Annotated in this window: 19 protein-coding genes and 3 pseudogenes; 8 read left to right on the top strand and 14 right to left on the bottom strand. The window is 39.8% G+C overall.

Features of this window, described 5'->3' with window-relative positions; translation table 11 throughout:
• Positions 1-5 precede the first annotated feature (5 nt).
• Entirely contained in the window at positions 6-509 is a 504-nt protein-coding gene (locus AX762_RS06745; protein WP_071848382.1) for a hypothetical protein, read from the top strand.
• Between the two features lie 75 nt (positions 510-584).
• On the opposite strand, the gene AX762_RS06740 is transcribed toward AX762_RS06745, so the two are convergent.
• The 3 genes from AX762_RS06740 to AX762_RS06730 form a co-directional block, all read right to left on the bottom strand.
• Entirely contained in the window at positions 585-905 is a 321-nt protein-coding gene (locus AX762_RS06740; protein ID WP_071848381.1) for an AzlD domain-containing protein, read from the bottom strand.
• The gene (locus tag AX762_RS06735) at positions 898-1,599 is read right to left on the bottom strand and encodes an AzlC family ABC transporter permease (protein WP_071848380.1); all 702 of its coding nucleotides are present in this window, start codon (positions 1,597-1,599) and stop codon (positions 898-900) included. Before AX762_RS06735 ends, AX762_RS06740 begins: the two co-directional genes overlap by 8 nt.
• A 138-nt stretch (positions 1,600-1,737) precedes the next feature.
• A complete protein-coding gene (locus AX762_RS06730; RefSeq protein WP_071848379.1) occupies positions 1,738-3,039 on the bottom strand; it encodes a pyrimidine-nucleoside phosphorylase in 1,302 nt (433 codons plus the stop codon).
• Positions 3,040-3,226: 187 nt separating this feature from the next.
• Between AX762_RS06730 and AX762_RS06725 the strand changes: the two genes are divergently transcribed.
• Together AX762_RS06725 and AX762_RS06720 are read left to right on the top strand one after the other, a co-directional pair.
• On the top strand, positions 3,227-4,420 hold the full coding sequence (locus AX762_RS06725) for a glycine C-acetyltransferase (protein WP_071848378.1): 1,194 nt from the start codon (positions 3,227-3,229) through the stop codon (positions 4,418-4,420).
• Between the two features lie 94 nt (positions 4,421-4,514).
• Positions 4,515-5,465, top strand: a complete 951-nt coding sequence (locus tag AX762_RS06720) for an L-threonine 3-dehydrogenase (RefSeq protein ID WP_071848377.1) — start codon at positions 4,515-4,517, stop codon at positions 5,463-5,465.
• Between the two features lie 361 nt (positions 5,466-5,826).
• Here the strand turns inward: AX762_RS06720 and rpiA are convergent, their stop codons facing one another.
• The 5 genes and pseudogenes from rpiA to murB all read right to left on the bottom strand — a co-directional run.
• Positions 5,827-6,504, bottom strand: a complete 678-nt coding sequence (gene rpiA / locus AX762_RS06715; protein ID WP_071848376.1) for a ribose-5-phosphate isomerase RpiA — start codon at positions 6,502-6,504, stop codon at positions 5,827-5,829.
• 94 nt (positions 6,505-6,598) lie between these two features.
• Entirely contained in the window at positions 6,599-6,775 is a 177-nt protein-coding gene (locus tag AX762_RS12785; protein ID WP_177244056.1) for a hypothetical protein, read from the bottom strand.
• A 70-nt stretch (positions 6,776-6,845) separates the two neighbouring features.
• The gene (locus AX762_RS06710) at positions 6,846-7,304 is read right to left on the bottom strand and encodes an NUDIX hydrolase (RefSeq protein WP_071848375.1); all 459 of its coding nucleotides are present in this window, start codon (positions 7,302-7,304) and stop codon (positions 6,846-6,848) included.
• Positions 7,304-8,227: a Gfo/Idh/MocA family protein gene (locus AX762_RS06705; protein WP_071848374.1), complete on the bottom strand. Its 924-nt coding sequence runs from the start codon at positions 8,225-8,227 to the stop codon at positions 7,304-7,306. The genes AX762_RS06710 and AX762_RS06705 overlap by 1 nt, the downstream gene beginning before the upstream one ends.
• A 238-nt stretch (positions 8,228-8,465) precedes the next feature.
• Positions 8,466-9,362: pseudogene (gene murB, locus AX762_RS06700) on the bottom strand (UDP-N-acetylmuramate dehydrogenase); the annotation flags it as partial.
• A 177-nt stretch (positions 9,363-9,539) separates the two neighbouring features.
• Between murB and AX762_RS13330 the strand changes: the two are divergent.
• The 3 genes and pseudogenes from AX762_RS13330 to AX762_RS06690 form a co-directional block, all read left to right on the top strand.
• Positions 9,540-9,713 (top strand): annotated as a pseudogene (locus tag AX762_RS13330) (exodeoxyribonuclease III); the annotation flags it as partial.
• A 260-nt stretch (positions 9,714-9,973) separates the two neighbouring features.
• Positions 9,974-12,604, top strand: coding sequence for a cation-translocating P-type ATPase (locus tag AX762_RS06695; protein WP_071848372.1), 2,631 nt, complete (start codon positions 9,974-9,976; stop codon positions 12,602-12,604).
• 163 nt (positions 12,605-12,767) lie between these two features.
• The gene (locus tag AX762_RS06690; RefSeq protein WP_071848371.1) at positions 12,768-13,292 is read left to right on the top strand and encodes a 3'-5' exonuclease; all 525 of its coding nucleotides are present in this window, start codon (positions 12,768-12,770) and stop codon (positions 13,290-13,292) included.
• A 38-nt stretch (positions 13,293-13,330) separates the two neighbouring features.
• Here AX762_RS06690 and AX762_RS06685 read toward each other — a convergent pair whose 3' ends face one another.
• From AX762_RS06685 to AX762_RS06675, 3 genes are all read right to left on the bottom strand, one after another.
• The gene (locus AX762_RS06685; RefSeq protein ID WP_071848370.1) at positions 13,331-13,849 is read right to left on the bottom strand and encodes a GNAT family N-acetyltransferase; all 519 of its coding nucleotides are present in this window, start codon (positions 13,847-13,849) and stop codon (positions 13,331-13,333) included.
• Entirely contained in the window at positions 13,842-14,300 is a 459-nt protein-coding gene (gene tsaE / locus AX762_RS06680) for a tRNA (adenosine(37)-N6)-threonylcarbamoyltransferase complex ATPase subunit type 1 TsaE (RefSeq protein ID WP_071848369.1), read from the bottom strand. Before tsaE ends, AX762_RS06685 begins: the two co-directional genes overlap by 8 nt.
• Positions 14,301-14,410: 110 nt before the next feature.
• The gene (locus AX762_RS06675) at positions 14,411-14,875 is read right to left on the bottom strand and encodes a Dps family protein (protein ID WP_083432854.1); all 465 of its coding nucleotides are present in this window, start codon (positions 14,873-14,875) and stop codon (positions 14,411-14,413) included.
• A 138-nt stretch (positions 14,876-15,013) separates the two neighbouring features.
• Here AX762_RS06675 and AX762_RS06670 point away from each other — a divergent pair, with 138 nt between their 5' ends.
• Complete coding sequence (locus AX762_RS06670; protein WP_218162481.1) at positions 15,014-15,649, top strand: MBL fold metallo-hydrolase; 636 nt, start codon at positions 15,014-15,016, stop codon at positions 15,647-15,649.
• A complete protein-coding gene (locus AX762_RS06665) occupies positions 15,603-16,619 on the top strand; it encodes an asparaginase (protein WP_305728183.1) in 1,017 nt (338 codons plus the stop codon). Before AX762_RS06670 ends, AX762_RS06665 begins: the two co-directional genes overlap by 47 nt.
• Positions 16,620-16,668: 49 nt before the next feature.
• Here AX762_RS06665 and AX762_RS06660 read toward each other — a convergent pair whose 3' ends face one another.
• The 3 genes and pseudogenes from AX762_RS06660 to AX762_RS06650 form a co-directional block, all read right to left on the bottom strand.
• The gene (locus tag AX762_RS06660) at positions 16,669-18,069 is read right to left on the bottom strand and encodes a glycoside hydrolase family 32 protein (protein ID WP_071848366.1); all 1,401 of its coding nucleotides are present in this window, start codon (positions 18,067-18,069) and stop codon (positions 16,669-16,671) included.
• 33 nt (positions 18,070-18,102) lie between these two features.
• Positions 18,103-19,497: pseudogene (locus AX762_RS06655) on the bottom strand (sucrose-specific PTS transporter subunit IIBC); the annotation flags it as partial.
• A gap of 89 nt (positions 19,498-19,586) precedes the next feature.
• On the bottom strand, positions 19,587-20,570 hold the full coding sequence (locus tag AX762_RS06650) for a LacI family DNA-binding transcriptional regulator (RefSeq protein WP_071848365.1): 984 nt from the start codon (positions 20,568-20,570) through the stop codon (positions 19,587-19,589).

Here is a 20,570-nt window from a genome sequence, read left to right as displayed (position 1 = left end):
TGCGTATGAATCGTTCAAATCCAACACATTTATTGTTTGACTACGCCTGGGTCCCCTTATATATACTTATTCAATTAACTTGGGGCTTTTTCCAGACGTTATTGGGATTCTTCCTGTTCCTGTTTCATTTCAAGGCACCCCATGATTTTTATCACGGAAGTATCCGGACCAAATGGTCGTCATTTAATGGGATCTCTCTCGGCTTATTTATCTTCACGCCAAATGAGGATGAAGATACATTACTTATACGCACACAAAACAATAAAAAAAGTTTGAAAGAACAGTGTGACAGACTATCGGTTCACGAGTACGGACATACTTACCAGTCCCTACTTCTCGGTCCCTTTTATCTTATAGTCATCGGCGTTGTTTCCTGGTCTTGGGCACGAATGAACAGATATAAGACTTTGAGAAAAAAATACGGTGTGCCATATTCATTTTGCTGGACAGAAGGATGGGCCAATGCTTTAGGTGAAAGAATCTTAAAAGAACCATCTATTCGTCATTAACAAAAAACAGTCATGAGGTTAATCATGACTGTTTTTTGTTTCTAAAAAGCTTTATTCAGTTTGATAGCTCTCTTTTTACAACATCCAAAACAACGTCATTGAAAGTACGCCTGCTAGCATGGACCAGAGCAAACTTTTCGTTTTGTAGGCTACGATCAAGACGAGAACAGATGGAATGAGTTTAATGTTAGTAAGCGGTTGTAACGAAAAGGAACCTTCCCAAAAGAATATGTCCGAAGCTACCAAAGATGCAAAGATCGAAACAGGGATATACGACATCCAGCGACTGAATGAGGGAGAAATTTCTTTTCTGCTCAATAGTAAGATAGGTAAAAACCTCGGAATATAAGTGACTATCGCCATTCCTAAAATCAGCACCCATGTTTGACTAGTCATTGATCCTCACTCCTTTTTCGACCGTTCTCTTTTCTAAATAATAACCGACAAAAGAAGCAATGATCGTCGCTAAAACTAAAGCGATATTGTGTTTAAGCAGTACAGTGAACAAGATGGACAGTACGACAGCAACGATTCCAGCAATAATGTGTTCTTTTGAAACGAACTGCAGCACCATCATACATAAAAACATCGCAATCAAAGCGTAATTCATGATCAGTGTGTTAATGGAAAATTGACTGCCAACGACCCCACCTAATACCGTGCTCACTACCCAGGCGGAATAATTAAAAAAATTGGTGACCAAAGCTTCATTCGTCGTCCAGTTATCTTTTTGAAAATTGGAGTAATTGATTCCAAATGATTCATCAGATAGCGTATGACTAAACACACTTAAATAGCTCAGCGGTTTCCTTTTGACGTATTTAGAAATACTTGCCGACATCAAAATGTGTCTTAAGTTCAAGAAGAAGACCATCAATATGATCGAAGGAATTGTCGCGCCTAAGGCTACCATGCTTCCTGCTAAAAACTGAGCAGCTCCCGCATATACGAGACTGCTCATGAGAAAGATAGCCAACACATTAAATCCGGCATCATATAAAACAATACCACAGGCAAGTCCCAAGGCGAGATAACTTGCCATGATCGGCATACTTGCCTTCATTCCACTAAGTACTGATTCGTTTCTCATCTATCTTTCTCCTTTCTGAATTCTCTGAAAATAGTTGTCACATCAGTATAGCATACCTTTATCTCCAAATATAAAAGAGAAGCGCCAGATACCGAACGTATCCAATCGCTTCTCTTTTGTATTTTTTTGTCATTTCTATTATTGAATAATTTCATGTATCAGTGTTGGTATTTCAGCCGATTCTGCCACTTTGATGTTGTTTAAGATTTTAGTTATTACTTCTTCTTTGATCTCTTTGTTAGAATAAACCGTCACTAGCGCTTCATCTTTTTCGACAGCATCTCCAATTTTTTTGTGCATATATATCCCGGCAGCTAAATCGATGTCACTTTCTTTTGTTTCACGCCCAGCCCCCAGCATCATCGCAGCGATACCGATCTGATCAGCGACGATCTCAGAAACTTTACCGGATTCTTTAGCCAAAACATCTTGTGAATACTTAGCTTTCGGTAAAACACCTTCTGGATCATCAGCAACTGTAGCGTCGCCACCTTGTGCTTCCACAAAGGTTTTAAATACGGCTAATGCTTTGCCGTTGTGCAAGTTCTCTTCGAGTTTAGCGCGTGCCTCTTCCAGAGAAGATCCGACACCACCTAAATAAGCCATTTGACTACCCAAAACTAAGCAAAGTTCCGTTAAGTCTGCGGGTCCATTCCCTTTGAGCGTATCGATCGCTTCTTTCACTTCCAAGCCATTACCAATTGCATTACCTAACGGCTGGCTCATATCAGAAATAACCGCCATAGTATTTCTACCGACAGCTTCACCAATATTCACCATAGTTTCGGCTAATTCTTTCGCTTGTTCAACGTTCTTCATAAACGCACCGGCACCTATTTTAACATCCAACACAATAGCATCCGCACCGGCGGCTATTTTTTTACTCATAATCGAGCTTGCTATCAACGGAATCGATTCTACCGTACCCGTTACATCACGTAAGGCGTACAGCTTTTTATCTGCGGGAGTTAAATTACCCGATTGTCCCACGACAGCTACTTTGTTTTTATTGACTAATTCGACAAATCTTTCTTGAGAGACTTCCACGTTAAATCCTGGAATGGCCTCTAATTTATCGATCGTCCCACCCGTATGACCCAGTCCACGTCCACTCATTTTCGCAAAAGGCACGCCAACACTGGCAACTAATGGTGCTAAAATCAGCGTTGTTGTGTCACCTACACCACCGGTTGAGTGTTTATCCACTTTGACTCCTTCTATGGAAGATAAATCAATTTGTTCCCCTGATTCAACAATAGCCATAGTCAAAGCGCTACGTTCCTCATTATTCATGCCATTGAAGTAAATGGCCATTGCCATCGCACTCATTTGGTAATCAGGAATCGCTTCTGACGTATAGTTTGTTATCATCCATTTAATTTCATCCTCTGTTAAAGCTTGGTTATGTTGTTTTTTATCAATCAAATCGATCATTCTCATCAGTTTTTCACTCCAGTTCTAGTTAGTTATATAGATTAGTTTAGCATAAATTCTTGAAATAAGAAGGTAATTTAACTAAGAGACGATAAGAATCTTCCAATAAACCAGAGGATTACTATACGATTTTTTAAAATAGTGGTAAAATTAAACATGAGGGTTTTATACAAATCACAAAAGGAGAGATTTCATGACTAGTCAAAAATTGAATACCTTTTTAGAAGAAAATTTGAAAGAACTCAAAGATAACGGTCTTTATAACGAAATAGATGTCCTTGAAGGACCTAACGGCGCAGAGATCACGATCAACGGAAAAAAACTGATCAATATGTCTTCCAATAACTATCTAGGTTTTGCGAATGACGAACGCCTAAAAGCTAAGGCAATCGAAGCTACAGAAGTATTTGGTGTCGGCGCTGGTGCAGTTCGTACCATCAACGGAACACAAACCATTCACGAAGAACTTGAAACCAAAATCGCCACATTCAAGCACACCGAAGCTGCTGTTGCTTTCCAATCTGGATTCAACTGTAATATGGGGGCTATCTCGGCTGTCATGAACAAAAATGACGCTATCTTGTCAGACGAACTCAACCACGCTTCCATCATTGACGGCTGCCGTCTATCAGGGGCTAAAGTTATCCGTGTGAACCACCAGGATATGGATGATTTACGTGCCAAAGCAAAAGCTGCCACAGAAAGTGGTCAATACGAAAAAGTAATGTATATTACTGATGGTGTCTTCTCAATGGATGGCGATGTCGCTAATCTTCCGGATATTGTAAAAATCGCCGAAGAATTTGATTTGATCACCTATGTCGATGATGCCCACGGATCAGGCGTTATGGGCAAAGGGGCTGGAACAGTCAAACATTTTGGTTTACAAGACAAAATCGATTTCCAAATGGGTACCTTGTCCAAAGCCGTTGGTGTTGTGGGTGGCTATGTTGCCGGTACTCAAAACCTTATTGACTGGTTGAAAGTCCGTGCGCGTCCATTCTTGTTCTCAACGTCACTAACACCCGGAGCTTGTGCGGCCTGTATCGAAGCCATCGATATCATGTCTAGTTCCACAGAAGAAAATGAACGTCTTTGGGAAAATGGACGCTATCTTAAAGAAGGCCTGAAAAAGTTAGGCTTTAATATCGGTAATTCAGAAACACCAATCACCCCATGCATTATCGGTGAAGAAAAACTGACTCAAAGCTTTTCTAAACGTCTGACTGAAGAAGGCGTCTATGCTAAATCGATTGTCTTCCCTACTGTGCCTCGTGGTAAGGGTCGTGTGAGAAACATGCCTAGTGCTGCTCACACCAAAGATCACTTAGATAAAGTGCTGGAAACATACGAAAAAGTCGGAAAAGAATTAAACGTCATCAGCTAACTTAACAACGAAGAGTGAAAGAGAAATGAACGCATCTGTTCTTTCTCTTTCTTCTCGTATTTTTAAAAATTTGAAATTGTAGGAGGATTTTTTTGTGAAAAAAATTATAATTACTGGAGCTTTAGGACAAATCGGTTCTGAGCTGACTATGAAACTGAGAGAATTATACGGAAAAGATAATGTTGTTGCGACAGATATCAGAGAACCCAAAGATTCCAAAGTCGTAACTGATGGCATCTTCGAACAACTTGATGTCACTGATGCCGATCGCATGAAAGCATTGGTCGAAAAATATGAAGTGGATACATTTATCCATCTGGCTGCCTTACTTTCAGCCGTTGCTGAAGCAAAACCGAAACTTGCCTGGGATTTGAATATGGGTGGATTACTTAATGCTTTAGAAATAGCCCGTGAACATAACTTGAAATTCTTCACCCCGAGTTCGATCGGCGCATTTGGTCCTGAAACACCTAAAGACCAGACCCCTCAAGTTACTATTCAACGTCCGACGACGATGTACGGTGTAACGAAAGTAAGTGGCGAATTGCTCGGCGATTACTACTTCCAAAAATTTGGTGTGGATACCCGCAGCGTTCGCTTCCCTGGATTGATTTCTCATGAAACTTTACCAGGCGGCGGGACAACCGATTATGCCGTAGATATTTATTTTGAAGCGTTGAAAAATAACGCCTATACTTCTTTCATAGGTAAAGGAACTTATATGGATATGATGTATATGTCAGACGCCGTTGATTTAATTATTCAGCTAATGGAAGCTCCAAGTGAACAGCTTAAATGTCGCAATGCCTATAACGTCAGCGCGATGAGTGTGGCACCCGAAGATATTGAGCGTGAAATTCAAAAACACCTACCAGAGTTCAAATTGACGTATGAGGTAGATCCAGTCAGACAAGCCATCGCTGAATCATGGCCAAACGCTATTGATACAAGTGCTGCTCAAGAAGAATGGGGATTCTCACCTCAATTCGATTTAGAAAAAATGACGAATGACATGTTGCAACAGTTGAATAACAAAGAGATTTAATTATATCGATTTAGAAAGACTATTTTTACTTATGAGAGATTTTTTCTCCATATGTTGAAATAGTCTTTTTTTAACGAGGTAAAAGCAGATGACTGCCACCTTATAACCACTTGATGAGGGCTGTTTTTCACGTCTGTGTTCGTCGACTTTTTTAGTTGCTGCTCAGTGTGTGCAAACTTTGAAATCTCTGCTATAAGCCCGTATAACCGCAACTCTGAGTCCTCATCCTTTTTGAGTTAACGCTATACCATTCAAGCCGGTAATAGTAATCCCCTCCTTCAGGAATTCAATTCGAATAAGCAGAAAAAGGACAAGAAGATTCGTTCCCTCTTCTTGTCCTTTTTGCTAAATATTTATTATTTTAACGACTAACGTCTTTCACAACAGGACCGTCTTCAGTACCGACGATAACTTTCGTTACACAGTCTAAGAACAAGCCGTGTTCCACGACCCCTGTTAGTGAATCTAACCAGGTAGCCAATTCATGAGGATTTTCAATTTGCTCTAAATGCAAGTCGATAATATAGTTCCCAGAATCGGTTAAATACAAGTCATCATTTTCATCATTTCTAAAGCTTGGCTTCATTTCTTTTTCTTCAAACAAACGGAAGACTTGCTGGCAGCCAAACTTGACGACTTCAACTGGTAATGGAAAAGCGCCGAGTTTATGAACAAGCTTGCTGTCATCAACTATCCAAATCACTTCATTTGAGTGGTTGGCCACCATTTTTTCAAATAAATGGGCGCCACCACCACCTTTGATGCCCTGGTAGTCGTCAGAAATTTCATCGGCTCCGTCTATGGTGACATCGATCGATTCAACTTCATTGATATCTTTCAAAGGAATACCTAATTCTTTTGCCTGAGCTGCTGTTCTGTGCGAGGTCGTTACTCCGGTAATAGCTAACCCCTCTTCTTTCACACGTTTGCCGATTGCTTCAACCATATAGTAGGCAGTAGAACCTGTTCCCAAACCTACAACCATTCCGTCTTTCACGAATTCCGCAGCTTTATATCCAACCATTTCTTTTAAATTCATAAATGATAACTCCTTTACTAATGTCTTCTTGAAATTATTATAGCACAGAATAGTGAAAGTGAGGATACAGCCTGTAGCCTCACTTTCGGTCATTTCATTTCAATATTTTAAATTCCAAAAACAGATCATTGTAGACGCCGGTATACTCCTGTCTCAAGTCTTCATACACTTTCAAGTTGTCAATCATTTCATCGGTGACCAGATCTTTTATGTACGGTCCCAATGAAACAAGTTTGTCAGCTGCAAAAGAAACGATATAAGCAGAGACCATTCGACCTTCAATAATATTACTTTCACCAATGAAACAACCACTAGCGGTTAAGGGGTTAAAGTAATATTTTTCAGTTTTTTTTCAGACTATTTCCAATAAATATATTTAAAAATTGACGCCATCTCTTATTCATTTTTTCAGGCACTTGATTTAAGGGGAAATACTCTAGTTTCAGTGATTCATCTGAATCGCTTTTAAGTTCTCCTTCAAACTCAGTTATTGCGTACAATGCCGTCACGGAATAATACTGATCTCCATTGTCTAGCCTGACAAAAAAATCTTTCCCCGAGAGAATATCAACAAAATCATAAGCGTTAACTGTTAGATTGGTCTCTTCTTTCACTTCTCTAATTAGCGTCTCTTCAAAACTTTCTCCCAGCTCCATTAATCCCCCAGGCAGTCCCCAGGTTTTATCTGGTCGCTGCTGCAGCAAGACCTCTTTTTGTTCATTCAAAATAAAAGCCACAGAACCATTTAATATGAGCACATCATGTCCCACTTTTTCTCTCAGTTGAGTCACATAATCCATTAATTCAAGCCACTTTTTTCATATTCACTTATCATCATTTCGCAAATTTCATGACTCTGCAAGGCACTTTCCAGTGAGACGGGATTTTCACCGTTCGTTTCCACCGCATGAAGAAAGGCGTTGATCATAGGTGTAAAGCCCCGTTTATCAAGAGTCATGACCCAGTCTCCTGCTTTTGTATGGGTGATTTCATTCTCCGTGTATGTCGCTTTGTCTGTTAAATTTTCCAAAACAATCGTTTCTGACTTGCTTTGTATTTCATATTTTTCCAGTTTAGTGCCGGATTCATTATTGATTGAGACATAAGCCGTTGTCTTAGGTGTTTCCAACAAGACCCATGCACGGGAAAACTGATTGTCTTGCATAACGATATGAGACTTTACAACTTTTGCTGGTTCTTCCAATAGGTAAAGAGCGGTATCCAGAGGATGAATCATCAAGTCGTACATCCTGTACCTGACATCAAAGTCCGTCTTATTCACCTGGTTTTTTTGCATGATGATATGATTTTTATCGGGCAGCCGTTTTATATTCTGAACCATTGGAGCAAAGCGTCTATTAAAACCCGTCATTAAAAGTGTATCTTGTTTTTTCGCAAAATCCATTAAGGCTTTAGTGCTCGCAATATTTTCAGTCACTGGTTTATCAACGAACGTTGGAATATGGTTATCTAAAAATCCTCGACATACCTCTTCATGTGTTTCTGTTGGTGTATGAATAAAGACTGCATCCACAATTTCCAGCAAGTCCCGCCAGTCTGTGACTTGACGTTCTACCGGTACGCCGTATTTATTTCCTAATTCTCTTAACGTTTTTTCTGTACGTGTTGAAAAATACCACTCGTGTTCTGGGAATACCTTCGTATATACTGGTAAGTATGCTTTTTGAGCGATACCTCCGAGTCCTATTACACCGATTTTCATAACAAAACCTCCATTTATGATTATTACTTTTAATATACCATGACCTGCGTAAATTGAACATATCGTTGTTTCTAAATAAAAAAAGCAATTCTATACACACTGCTTTATTGCATCCGTGTATAGAATCGCTTTATAAGTTTTCGCTTTCTTCAGCTAAAAAGATTTCATTAAATTTTGCTTTTATTGTGTCTTTCGCTTTGCTGATCAATTCACGGCCTGTATTTTCTTCTGTTATAAAATCTTCGCCGATAATTTTGACTTCTGTTTCTAACATGACACCATCTTTTTCCAGGATAACTTCCTTGATATGATCGATCAATTCAATATAATCTGTGGCTGTTGCATTATTGATATTAACAATAAAACCAGCATGTTTGGTTGAAACTTGTGCGCCTCCCCAAGTGAACCCTTGTAAACCGGCATCTTGGATAAGTTTACCAGTGAAATAGCCTGTAGGACGTTTGAAGACAGAACCACATGATGGGTATTCCAATGGTTGTCTAGAGGTTCTCAGATAAGTCAATTCATCCATTTTTTCTTTGATCTCTTCCTTATCCCCAGGCTCAAGTTCGAACACGACCTCTAAAGCAATGTCATCAGAATCTTGTAAAATACTGTGACGGTAATCAAATTGCATATCCCCATTAATCATCTCTTTTATTATGCCTTGACGGGTCAACACCGCGACTTTTTTAATGACCTCTTTCACTTCTCCGCCATAAGCTCCGGCGTTCATATAAATAGCGCCACCCACACTGCCAGGTATTCCGCAGGCAAATTCCAACCCTGTTAACCCCGCGTCATAAGCTCGCTTACTCACTTCAGTCAACGGTGCCCCTGCAAACACACGTATGATATTATCCTGAATAGATATTTGATTCATATCGGTCAAAATAATTGTGGCTCCTCGAATCCCACCGTCTTTAACAATCAAATTACTCGCATTACCTAAAATAGTCAGCGGCCAGTTGTTCTCATTTAACCATTTCACCAAGGTTTGGACTTCCTCTTTGCTCTTAGGAAACACAAGGGCATCTGCAGGTCCACCTGTCTTGGTATATGTATATCGGGACAACGGTTCATTTTCTTTTATATTTACTTCAGGAAATGCATTTTTAAAGGCTGTTATAGTCATAGATTCAGTGATTCCTCTCGTAATAAGTGTTTAAATTCGGGTAAGTTATAATCTCTATCAATTAATCATATTCATTTTAACATTATTCTACCCCATTTTGTAGAATAATACCCAATTGTCACTTAATCGTCATGTCGTTACTGGTTATCATTTCTTATATACAATAAAAAAGCTGACTATTCTTATTGGGGTTACCGCTTCTAAGCTCGCAAACGGTATGCTGGGTGGCGGATCGACTATTTCTTAACTTCAGAACAAATAGAATCTAAATTAAAAGCATTTAAGAAACACAGTGACCAAATGAGATCTGACCAATGTCCAGTGGAACTCGATATTGTTATGATAATTTAAATCACTCATAAAAGCATATTGTTTCTTGTTATTGAAATAAGATACTTGCTTTTCAAAAAAGACTTATCTATAATTAGCTATACAATTAAATATTATATATGCGGGAGTAACTTGCAGAGATAATCTGTTGCAGTGCCACCATTCGTAGATTGATAATCTGCTGGTGCTGTATTAAATAGTGAGACGTATACGGATTATTCATCATTTATTCCGTGTGCGTCTTTTTTCTTACTCCAATATAAACCAGAAAGGACAAAACAATGAATCATTACCATGAGACGAAAGAAAAAGTACTGGAATCCATCGGTACGACTAAAGAAGGACTCAGTCAATCGGAGGTTGACAAACGCCTGGAAGAAAACGGCTATAACGAAATTAGTCGAAAAGATAAAAAATCTATTTTCTCCATGTTTATTGAATCGTTTAAAGATCCAATGGTTATTGTTTTATTAATTGTTGCCATTGTTCAGGTAGCTATTGGTGAATGGATCGAATCGTTGATCATCTTCGTCGTGTTGATCTTAAACTCCATACTAAGTGTTGTACAGACGAAAAAGGCGGAGGATTCACTCGAATCTCTGGAAAAAATGTCTGCCCCGACCGCTAACGTTTTTCGCGATGGAAAGCGAAAAGAGATTGAAGCTAGAAAATTAGTGGTTGGTGATGTGGTCGCGCTGGAAGCCGGCGATAATATCCCTGCTGACGGTCGGTTGATAGAAGCAGAATCACTTCAAGTAGAAGAAGGTGCCTTAACCGGTGAATCCATGCCTTCAGAAAAAACAGATAAAGCTTTAAGTGAAGACATCCCACTCGCTGATCGAATCAATATGGTTTACAGCAGTACCATGGTAACTGCCGGACGCGGTATGATGGTCGTGACTTCAACGGGTGAAGGTACTGAGATGGGAAAAGTTGCTGAACTCGTTCAAAACGTATCTGCCAAACAGACTCCGCTGCAAAGACAACTGGCGACATTCAGTAAAAAATTAGGTGTAGCTATCTTGCTCTTATCTCTTCTTATCTTTGGTATTCAAGCTGCACGTATATTCCTGGGAGATACACAAGATATAACCGTGCCTTTGCTTAACGCCTTTATGTTTGCTGCTGCCGTAGCCGTTGCCGCTATTCCAGAAGCACTGCAGTCTATCGTTACCATTGTTTTATCCGTCGGAACAAATAAAATGGCAAAGAATAACGCGATCATTCGACAGCTTCCAGCCGTTGAAACACTCGGTTCTACTAGCGTGATTTGTACCGATAAGACCGGTACATTAACACAGAATAAAATGACAGTTGTTGATGACTATATTCCTAATGGCGAGTCCAATTTATTTTCAGGAGATAGCAGCAAATGGTCAGAGTCAGAGAAAATACTGATGCAAGTCGCAGTCTTGGCTAATGATTCAACTATAAATGAAAAAGGTGAATCAAGTGGTGACCCCACCGAAGTTGCTTTAATAGCCTACAGTAATAAGCAAAACCTTCCATACGGTTCCGTAAGAGATGAATACCCTAGAATTGCTGAACTGCCTTTTGACTCCAGTCGCAAACGTATGTCAACCGTTCACGAGATAGACGGTGAAAAACGGCTGCTTACAAAAGGTGGACCAGATTTTTTATTCAAACTTTGTTCCAGAGTGCGAATGGATGGGGAAACGGTTGAATTAACTGAAGAACGTCTGGAAGAATTAAGACAAAAAAATGAAGAGTTTTCTGATCAAGCGATGCGTGTACTCGCCTTTGCCTATAAACCAATCGATTCAACCGAGGTCAGTATTGAAGACGAAGACGACTTGATTTTCATCGGTCTGCTAGCCATGATCGACCCACCTCGCGAAGCAGTTTATCACGCAGTAGAAGATGCAGCGAATGCAGGCGTACGAACTGTCATGATTACCGGTGACCATAAAACGACCGCCCGTGCTATCGGACGCGATTTGAACATTTTCAAAAAAGGCGATCTGGCCTATACGGGGCAGGAACTGGATGAATTATCTGAAGAAGAACTCATGGATCAGCTGGAGGAAATCACTGTCTACGCTCGAGTGACACCGGAAAATAAAATCCGTATTGTTACAGCTTGGCAGAATAAAAACCAGATTACTGCCATGACTGGTGATGGTGTCAATGATGCTCCTGCTTTGAAACAGGCAGATATCGGTATAGCTATGGGAAGCGGAACGGATGTGGCCAAAGACGCTTCAGCAATGATTTTAACTGATGATAATTTCGTTTCCATTGTTCGTGCCATTTCAGTAGGACGTACAATTTACAGTAACATCAAAAAATCTATTGCCTATCTATTCTCAGGAAATCTAGGTGCTGTGATTGCAATCATATTTGCTCTGATTGTGAACTGGGTGAGTCCGTTCACGGCCTTGCAGCTTCTCTTTATCAACCTGGTCAACGACTCACTGCCAGCTATAGCTTTAGGGCTAGAACCGGCCGAACCTAATGTCATGGAACAGAAACCGCGTGATCCGGATGAATCTGTTTTTTCTGGTAACACATTTAGAATCGTTCTTTTCCGTGGCGTGCTTATTGCTATCGCAGTAATTATCTCTCAGTATATTGGTCTTCAGACTTCTAATGAGATGAGTGTCGCCATGGCCTTTACCACGTTGATACTGTCCCGGACACTTCAAGTCTTCCCGGCACGTTCAAATGTAGAAACAAGTATTGGTGCTGGATTCTTCCATAACAAATTTGTAATTATCGCTTTCGTTGTATGTATTGGGCTATACGGCATTACACTATTACCTGCAGTTAGAAGTGTATTCTATATCCCTGCTGCCTTTGGTTTAACAGAATGGGCTATTGCAGCCGGTTTAGCCTTTGCAACTACGATAATTATGGAACTCAGAAAAATAGTCTTACCTTACAAAGTATAAAAAGAGTTAAAAGGCACGGAATATCTCGTAACGAGATATTCCGTGCCTTCCTTTTTTACAACTAAAGTCATTTTACTTTGATCCCGTTATTCGTCTTGAAACTCCTGTGAATCATGCTATACTATAAAGACTAAATAAGATTTAAGTAAAAGAGGTTAACTAAATGAATTTTACAGCTATAGATTTTGAAACAGCCAACCGACAGTCACACAGTGCCTGTTCTGTTGCTTTAACCATCGTTAGAGACAGCAAGATCGTCGATGAATATTACACCTTGATCCAACCTGAAACATGGTTTGACCGTATGAACACACAGATCCACGGAATAAGTGAAACTGACGTATATGACTCACCAAAATTTCCAGATGTATGGAACGATATGAAAAGATTTTTCACCCCAGATCAACTAGTCGTGGCTCACAACATGCCATTTGATAAACGTATTCTGACTGGTACGCTGTTACATTACGGTATAGATGCACCTGGATTCCAAACACTATGCACTGTGCAGTCTTCACGCTCACTGCTGCGGGAATTACCGAATCACAAATTAAATACGGTCGCCGCATATTATGGCATCTCTTTAAATCACCATCACGCATTGGATGATGCACGTGCCTGCGCAACGATATTACTCAATCAGGAAAAAGAATATGGTAAGCTTTCTCTGGATCGCTTCATTAAATAATCGACAAAAAAACGTCAGGAATAATTCCTGACGTTTTTTTATATCAACTTACTCATTAAACAGACGTTAAGTAATTGTCCTTCGTCTTTGACGCCTTGTTCCATAATAGCTTCTAATTTGAAACCCAATTTTTCATATAAATGACGGGCGCGGCTATTTCGTTCCTGCACTTTTAATTCCAGGCGACTAAGCATTGGCGATTCATCTGCCCAAAGTAACAATTCCTCCATCAGCAACGTTCCTAACCCGAATCCCCAATAACCCTTGTCTACGACGACACCTATTTCTCCAATATGTTCGATTTTAGGTTTATCGGAAGCGTGTATCGATGCAATACCCACAACCTCTTCATCCACACGGGCAATAAACACACAATTATTTAAAGAAGAATAGATAGTATCAAGTTGTTCCTCTTCTTCCTCAACGCTCACGCCAACCCCTTCTCTACCTTGTGTCATAAATCCTGTCTGAGCGGCTGTTTCATTCAAAAACTTTAAGATCTGTTCTGCATCGCTTGGAATGGCTTCCCGTATAATACAATCAATTGTTTCATTCATTTTCTAATCGCTCCACTATTTCAGTATATTTTTTACCATGTGCTTTAAAAATCAATTCACGTTGTTCTGAATCGTTTAAAACATTGATTTCAATCAGCAGGTGTTCCGCTGGTAGCTCTTCTTTCATAAAAGAACCCCATTCCACAATGGTGATTCCTTCACCAAAAAAGTACTCTTCCAATCCCAACTCTTCGTCTTCTGCGTCTTCAAGACGATAGAGATCCATATGATAAAGTGGTAGGTCCCCATCAGTGTATTCCTTTATCAATGTATAGGTGGGACTCTTTATTATGCGTTTGATCCCTAGTCCTTCGGCAACACCCTTAGTAAAGGTCGTCTTGCCTGCTCCTAACTGTCCTTCCAGCAAAACAGTCATGGAAGGCTTCAGTAGGGTAGCTAATTTTTTTGCAATCATTTTTGTCTCTTGCTCATTTTTTGTAATTATCTTCATCGTTACCCTTCTCTACTCATAAACTATTCATAATCCTATCACATTTTTTTGAATAATCCTACTCTTTACAAAAAAAGAGCCGGCTAAATGCCAGCTCCTTATGTTCGATGTTATTTACCTAATGCGTTTTTTCCTGCATAAGCCCAAAGCATCCAGATCGTTTGATCAACAAATGCTTTTTGTGCGATCAGCATATCAACAGTTACATCATCATTGTTTTCATCGATCAACTCGATTGCATTTTTCAAATCGTCTCTGAGGATTTCAAAATCTAAAACGATAGCTTTAATGAATGGTTCTTCAGGAATGTTTTTGTTCTCAAGCGTTTCTTTAATGGATGAATGATCAATAAATTCTTGTAGAGTTGAATAGGGCTCTCCGCCGATTTGCAAGAGTCTTTCAGCTGTAGCATCCATGTGTTTAGTTATTTTGTCATAATACTCTTCCAATTTAACGTGTAAATTAAAGAAATGATGTCCTCTGATAAACCAGTGAGCTTGATGGAGTTTCGTATAAAACAGACCTTGTGTAGCAACAAGATCGTTTAAACATTCTTTTACTTCTGGTGTCGACATTTTTATACCTCCTATGTGTTTTTTTCTTCTATCTATAGAATATGACAAAATTTTCGCGTTCTCAACCAATATGCCTTTATCGACAGAAGATAACTATTTGGTTATACTAAACGAAGAACAAAGGAGGTCATATGAATGATTCAAGTAAAACAAATCGAAACAGGCGCCATCAATGAAAATTGCTATATCATCTATAACAATACTGAAGCATTGATTGTCGACCCAGGTGCTGAAACAAATAAAATCAAGAAAGAACTGGACAATCTAAACGTTACGCCCTTAGCTGTCATATTGACACATACACATTATGATCATATTGGAGCACTGGAAGATATCCGAACGGATTATGCGATTCCCGTTTACGTCAGTGCAAAAGAACAAGATTGGTTAGGCGATCCAAGTCTGAACTTATCAACTTATACGAATTTTGATTTAAGAGCTAATCCCGCAGAATACACATTTGACCTGTCGGAATCAGTGACAATCGGTCCCTTTTCATTTGACGTGGTTGCTACTCCCGGACACTCGCCAGGTGGTGTCAGTTTCATTTTCAAAGAAGCTGCCTGTGTCTTTTCTGGAGATGCGTTATTTAAAGGCAGTATCGGCCGGACAGATTTACCTGGAAGCGAATCGGAAAAATTGATCCCCGCTGTTGAAGAAATGCTTTTTGTCTTGCCGGACGACTACACCGTTTATCCTGGTCACAACGATTCTACAACCATCGGTTATGAAAAACAAACGAACCCTTACTTTAGAAAAAGAAAGGATAGTTAAAGTGAAAAGAATTTTACTTTTGCATACAGGTGGCACTATTTCAATGAGTACCGACCAACGTACAGGTGCCGTTAAACCAACCGATGAACACCCTTTACACCAGTACAGTCACTTATTTGAAGAAAATATCGAAATAACTGAAGAGGATATTTTTCATTTGCCTTCACCACATGTTACTTTGCACAATATGCTGGATATACAAAAAAGACTCATTAAAGCCATTGAAGAAGAACGTTTCGACGGTGCTGTGATTACTCACGGAACAGATACGCTGGAAGAAACGGCCTACTTTTTAGACCTGTCTCTAAATTCACCTTTCCCTATTGTGCTGACCGGTGCAATGCGACCCACGGATGAACTCGGGTCTGATGGAGTGAGCAACTTGCAAAATGCGATCTGGACGGCTTTATCCAATGATTCGAAAGATAAAGGTGTGCTGGTTGTTATGAACGAAGAAATACACACTGCGCGATATGTCACCAAAACACACACGACCAATGTAGCGACTTTCAGAACGCCAACATTTGGTCCAATCGGCATCGTATCTAAACACGTAGTCCGCTTCTTTCAGAAATTAGTCTTTGACGAAACTTATCCTGTCCGGTCCATTTCTAAAAATGTGTGTTTGATTAAAGCTTTCGCCGGAATGGATAGCACACTTTTTGATGCCCTTGCTTCAACTGATATTGACGGTCTCGTTATTGAGGCCTTAGGTGCTGGGAATCTACCTCCAGCAACGTTACCGGGCATCAAAAAACTGCTTAATAATAACGTTAAGATCGTCATCACTTCCCGCGCATTCAGTGGGATAGCTCAAGATATTTACGCTTATAAAGGCGGGGGGAAACACCTGAAAGAACTTGGTGCTATTTTTGCTCCAGGTCTGACCGGAGTAAAAGCCAGAATCAAATTACAAGTCATTCTAGAACAAGACAACGCAGACGAATTATTCAAACAATGTTTTGATTGATTAACCAAAAACAACGCTCATCTGTAAACTAACAGATAAGCGTTGTTTTTTATTTAAACTTAATCGTTCTTTTTAATTCATGAACAGTTAAGTCAGCTAAATGATCTTTCCAGTTTTCTTCTTTCCATTGCCACATACTTGTTCGATTATCGTTGAAATAACGCAGTGAGAACACTTCAGCCCCCTGGTTCAGATAGATTTCCATTGATGAATCCTCCAGGAATAACTGCAACCTTTCAAGCGCTCGCGTCAAACTGACACTTCTTGTTTCTCGCTCTCCCGTCAACCAATTTGTGCGCTCGACAGTGATACGCTTTTCGGTCGCATCATAAGTGACCGTGACTTCATTAAGGAATTTCCAAACAAATGATGCTGGTGCATCGTTCCAAGAACAATTGATTTCTTGTTCAGGTGTGGAGAATTCAATGCTATCTTTCTCAGCTATATCCTTTAACAGATCAAACGATTCGTGTCGCAACTCTTTCAGTTCTTCGACCGGTTGCTGTAATAACTGATTTCCCACTATTTTGATTTCTCTGGGTAGTGTTAAGTGATGAATCCAACCCTCTTTTATAGTAGGGACTGCCTTTTCGACATCAGGGTCCATTGCACCCATCCAACCGAAAATCAGGGTTCTTCCATTATTATCTTTGAAAGATTGAGGAGCATAAAACTCAAAGCCTCGGTCCATTTCAATAAAATTCCCTTTATCCGGAATGAATTTCCCAGCTTTAAATTCTCCCAGCATGTATCCAGTTTGAAAGATGTTCTGGTATAAATCACCTTTAGCTTCTAATCCTTGCGGCGAAAAGACAAACACATCTTTATTGGGTAACTGTAACACGTCTGGGCATTCCCACATATATCCAAAATCTGGCAAAACATCCATAAATTCACCTTCAAATGACCAGTTGAGCAAATCAGATGAACGGTACACTATGGTCGTCCCTTTTAAATCATGTGTTTGAGCACCCAGAATCATCCAGTATTCATCTTTTTCCTGCCAGATTTTCGGATCTCTAAGATGCGCCGTGTAATTATTTGGATGATCAAACAACGGTCCTTTTTTCTCAAAATGAATACCGTCTTCTGAAACAGCCAAACATTGATAACTTTCTCTCTCGCCGCTAACATTGCGGACGTTTCCGGTATAAAACAAGTAGAGCTTTCCATCTTTCTCAAATGCACTACCAGAATAACACCCATCTTTATCGAACCAATCTGTCGGTTCCAAAGCCGGTTTCAAATAATCCCATTCGATCAAATCAGTAGAGACAGCATGCCCCCACGTTTTGTTTGCATGTGTTGTCCCTTCTGGGTTCCATTGAAAGAACACGTGATACTGATTATTAAAATAAACTAAGCCATTGGGATCATTAATGAGCCCATGAGGTGCGCGCAAATGATAATAGACTGTATAGTTTTTATCATTTCGTTCTACTTCTGACATCTTATTCCTCCTGAATAATTAAGCGTTTGAACCTTCCATATCTTCTCTCATTTTATCAGTATAACCAAATAAATAAGTGAGTGTAAAAGCAACACCAATTGAAAGTAGGTTCGCTAGAATGTACCAGACAAGTTGGTCATTCAAGTAAAGAAGCGTTCCTGGAATAACGGTAACGGCCATTCCTGTTGCTTCAAGATTAAGTATATCTGCCATGAAACCACCCACAGCACCTCCGACTAAACCGAATACAAATGGTTTGATGTAACGTAAATTCACACCAAAGATAGCCGGTTCCGTGATTCCTAAAAAGGCTGATAAGGCTGAAGGATAAGCCAAAGCTTTCAATTTTTTGGATTTCGTTTTCATGGCCACAGCAAGTGTTGCTCCGCCCTGTCCGGCAATACCCATAGTAATGATCCCATTAAAAGGATTGACATCGGTGTTTGCAAGCAGCTGGATCTCCAGGAAATTAAAGATATGATGGACCCCTGTGATAACGAGGATCTGGTGCGTTCCGCCGATAATCATACCCGCCAGGCCAAACGGAAGTTCCAGAAGCCAGACGACGATGTCCAGCATCACTTCTTCCAGAGAATGGAAAACAGGTCCGATAATAAAGAGCGAAAGTACACTCATGACTAATAGTGTTCCGAATGGAGAAATGAGTAAATCTAGAGATTCAGGAACATTTTTTCTAAACCATTTTTCGACTTTAGCTCCAATATAGCCTGCAATAAAGGCTGGTAAGACAGTTCCTTGATACCCGACGACCGGGATAAAACCCAACATATAAATAGGTGATGCATCCCCACTGGCTACTGCATATGCATTTGGAAGTGCCGGATTAACTAGCATCAAACCTAAGACTATCCCTATAACCGGTGAGCCGCCAAACACTCTAAATGCTGACCAAGCGACTAAAGCCGGCAAGAAAGCAAACGCTGTATCTGTCAGAACTTGTGTGTACAACAGGAAGTTTGCACTTATATCCTCTGGAACTAATCCAAATAATCCCAAAACTTGCTCTTGCGTTAATAAGCCGCGCAGCCCCATAAATAGCCCTGTTGCAACAAGGACAGGAATGATTGGAACAAATACGTCTCCAAAAGTACGGATGACCCGCTGAAAGGCATTGCCCTGCTGTTTAGTTTCTTCTTTCATTTCTCCTTTAGACGTACCTGGTAAGCCAAGATCAATGATTTCATTATAGATCTTGTTAACCGTTCCTGTGCCAAAAATAATTTGATACTGACCAGAATTATAAAAGACGCCTTTTACTTTTTCGATATCCTCTATTTTACTATCATCCACTTGTTCTCTATCTTTGACCATTATACGCAAACGTGTAGCACAATGTGCAACCGAATCAACATTATCTTTACCGCCAATTGCATCGATCACTTGCTGAGCAATCTCTCTGTTATCCACCATATTTATCCCTCCAATTTTTTGTGGCCCCATTATATTGGAACCGGTTCTATTACATTATAAATGAATGCGGTTTCTTTGTAAACCCTCTATTTGAATTTTTTTGTTGTTTCTTTGATTATCAATTGATTCTCTAATGCTTGCTGATGAGGAACTTCCTCTTTTAAAATCATTTTCTCAAGTGTTTCAATGGCCAAATCACCGATAGTGAAATAGGGGTATTTAACAGTAGTTAACGCCGGCGACATGAAAGAAAGTAAATCATAACCTCCGTATCCTGCTATAGAAATATCCTCAGGAACAGACATCTTCAAATCATTAGCCGCTTTCATTACCGCCAAGGCTATTGTATCTGTTGCGCCCACAATAAATGTTGCCTTTGATTTTTTCAATTCTATCATCGCTGTATTATAGGCCTCTCGCATGAGGAAAGAAGTCTCTACCATTTCTACTTTTGCCAGGCTGTTTCTCGAAATTTCTTTATAGAATCCATCATATCGGTCACGACCAACCGCTTTATCTTCTCTTGATACAGTGAAATAGAGAAAATCATGATGTCCTAAATCCAGGGCATGTTGTGCTATTTTTTTGCCTGCTCCATAATCATCGTGGGTAATGGAGGGAATTTCTTTTGTTTCTTGTCCCAACACCAAAAAAGGGATATCGATTTCTTCTATTGTTTTTCTGTGTTTTGATGTCACTTCTTTAGCTAAAAAGATGATGCCATCTACCTTTTGTTTAGCTAAAGTGTAAATATCTTCTATTTCTCTTTCAGTTTCTTGGTTAGCATTTGTAATGATCAGCTGAAATCCTTTTTCATAAGCTTTAGAATCTATGCCAGACAGTACTTCATTCGTTGAGGGGGAATCCAGACGTGGGATGATCACTCCAATCATGTTGGTTTTTTGAGCTTTTAAACTTCGCGCAAACGTATTTGGTTTGTAGCCTCTCTTTTTTACGATTGCATCAATTTTTTCCTTCGTCTTGGGACTGACTGAACCATTATTTAAATACCGGGACACCGTACTCTTTGCTACACCTGCTTCTTTTGCAATATCATTGATCGTAACCAT

This window comes from Alkalibacterium sp. 20 (genome assembly GCF_001885615.1).
Classification (GTDB): domain Bacteria; phylum Bacillota; class Bacilli; order Lactobacillales; family Carnobacteriaceae_A; genus Alkalibacterium.
The sequence above is the reverse complement of the archived record's forward strand: the minus strand, read 5'-3'. Positions and strand labels throughout refer to the sequence as shown.

Bases quoted from the DNA above. Each gene is read 5' to 3' on its own strand.
- AX762_RS06695 (WP_071848372.1), top strand. From the start codon at position 9,974: ATGAATCATTACCATGAGACGAAAGAAAAAGTACTGGAATCCATCGGT.
- AX762_RS12785 (WP_177244056.1), bottom strand. From the start codon at position 6,775: ATGGTCTCTGCTTATATCGTTTCTTTTGCAGCTGACAAACTTGTTTCA.
- AX762_RS06745 (WP_071848382.1), top strand. From the start codon at position 6: ATGAATCGTTCAAATCCAACACATTTATTGTTTGACTACGCCTGGGTC.
- AX762_RS06660 (WP_071848366.1), bottom strand. From the start codon at position 18,069: ATGTCAGAAGTAGAACGAAATGATAAAAACTATACAGTCTATTATCAT.
- AX762_RS06665 (WP_305728183.1), top strand. From the start codon at position 15,603: ATGAAAAACAAACGAACCCTTACTTTAGAAAAAGAAAGGATAGTTAAA.
- AX762_RS06735 (WP_071848380.1), bottom strand. From the start codon at position 1,599: ATGAGAAACGAATCAGTACTTAGTGGAATGAAGGCAAGTATGCCGATC.
- AX762_RS06730 (WP_071848379.1), bottom strand. From the start codon at position 3,039: ATGAGAATGATCGATTTGATTGATAAAAAACAACATAACCAAGCTTTA.
- AX762_RS06690 (WP_071848371.1), top strand. From the start codon at position 12,768: ATGAATTTTACAGCTATAGATTTTGAAACAGCCAACCGACAGTCACAC.
- AX762_RS06725 (WP_071848378.1), top strand. From the start codon at position 3,227: ATGACTAGTCAAAAATTGAATACCTTTTTAGAAGAAAATTTGAAAGAA.
- AX762_RS06685 (WP_071848370.1), bottom strand. From the start codon at position 13,849: ATGAATGAAACAATTGATTGTATTATACGGGAAGCCATTCCAAGCGAT.
- AX762_RS06710 (WP_071848375.1), bottom strand. From the start codon at position 7,304: ATGGATTATGTGACTCAACTGAGAGAAAAAGTGGGACATGATGTGCTC.
- AX762_RS06705 (WP_071848374.1), bottom strand. From the start codon at position 8,227: ATGAAAATCGGTGTAATAGGACTCGGAGGTATCGCTCAAAAAGCATAC.
- AX762_RS06675 (WP_083432854.1), bottom strand. From the start codon at position 14,875: ATGTCGACACCAGAAGTAAAAGAATGTTTAAACGATCTTGTTGCTACA.
- tsaE (WP_071848369.1), bottom strand. From the start codon at position 14,300: ATGAAGATAATTACAAAAAATGAGCAAGAGACAAAAATGATTGCAAAA.
- AX762_RS06740 (WP_071848381.1), bottom strand. From the start codon at position 905: ATGACTAGTCAAACATGGGTGCTGATTTTAGGAATGGCGATAGTCACT.
- rpiA (WP_071848376.1), bottom strand. From the start codon at position 6,504: ATGAATTTAAAAGAAATGGTTGGATATAAAGCTGCGGAATTCGTGAAA.
- AX762_RS06650 (WP_071848365.1), bottom strand. From the start codon at position 20,570: ATGGTTACGATCAATGATATTGCAAAAGAAGCAGGTGTAGCAAAGAGT.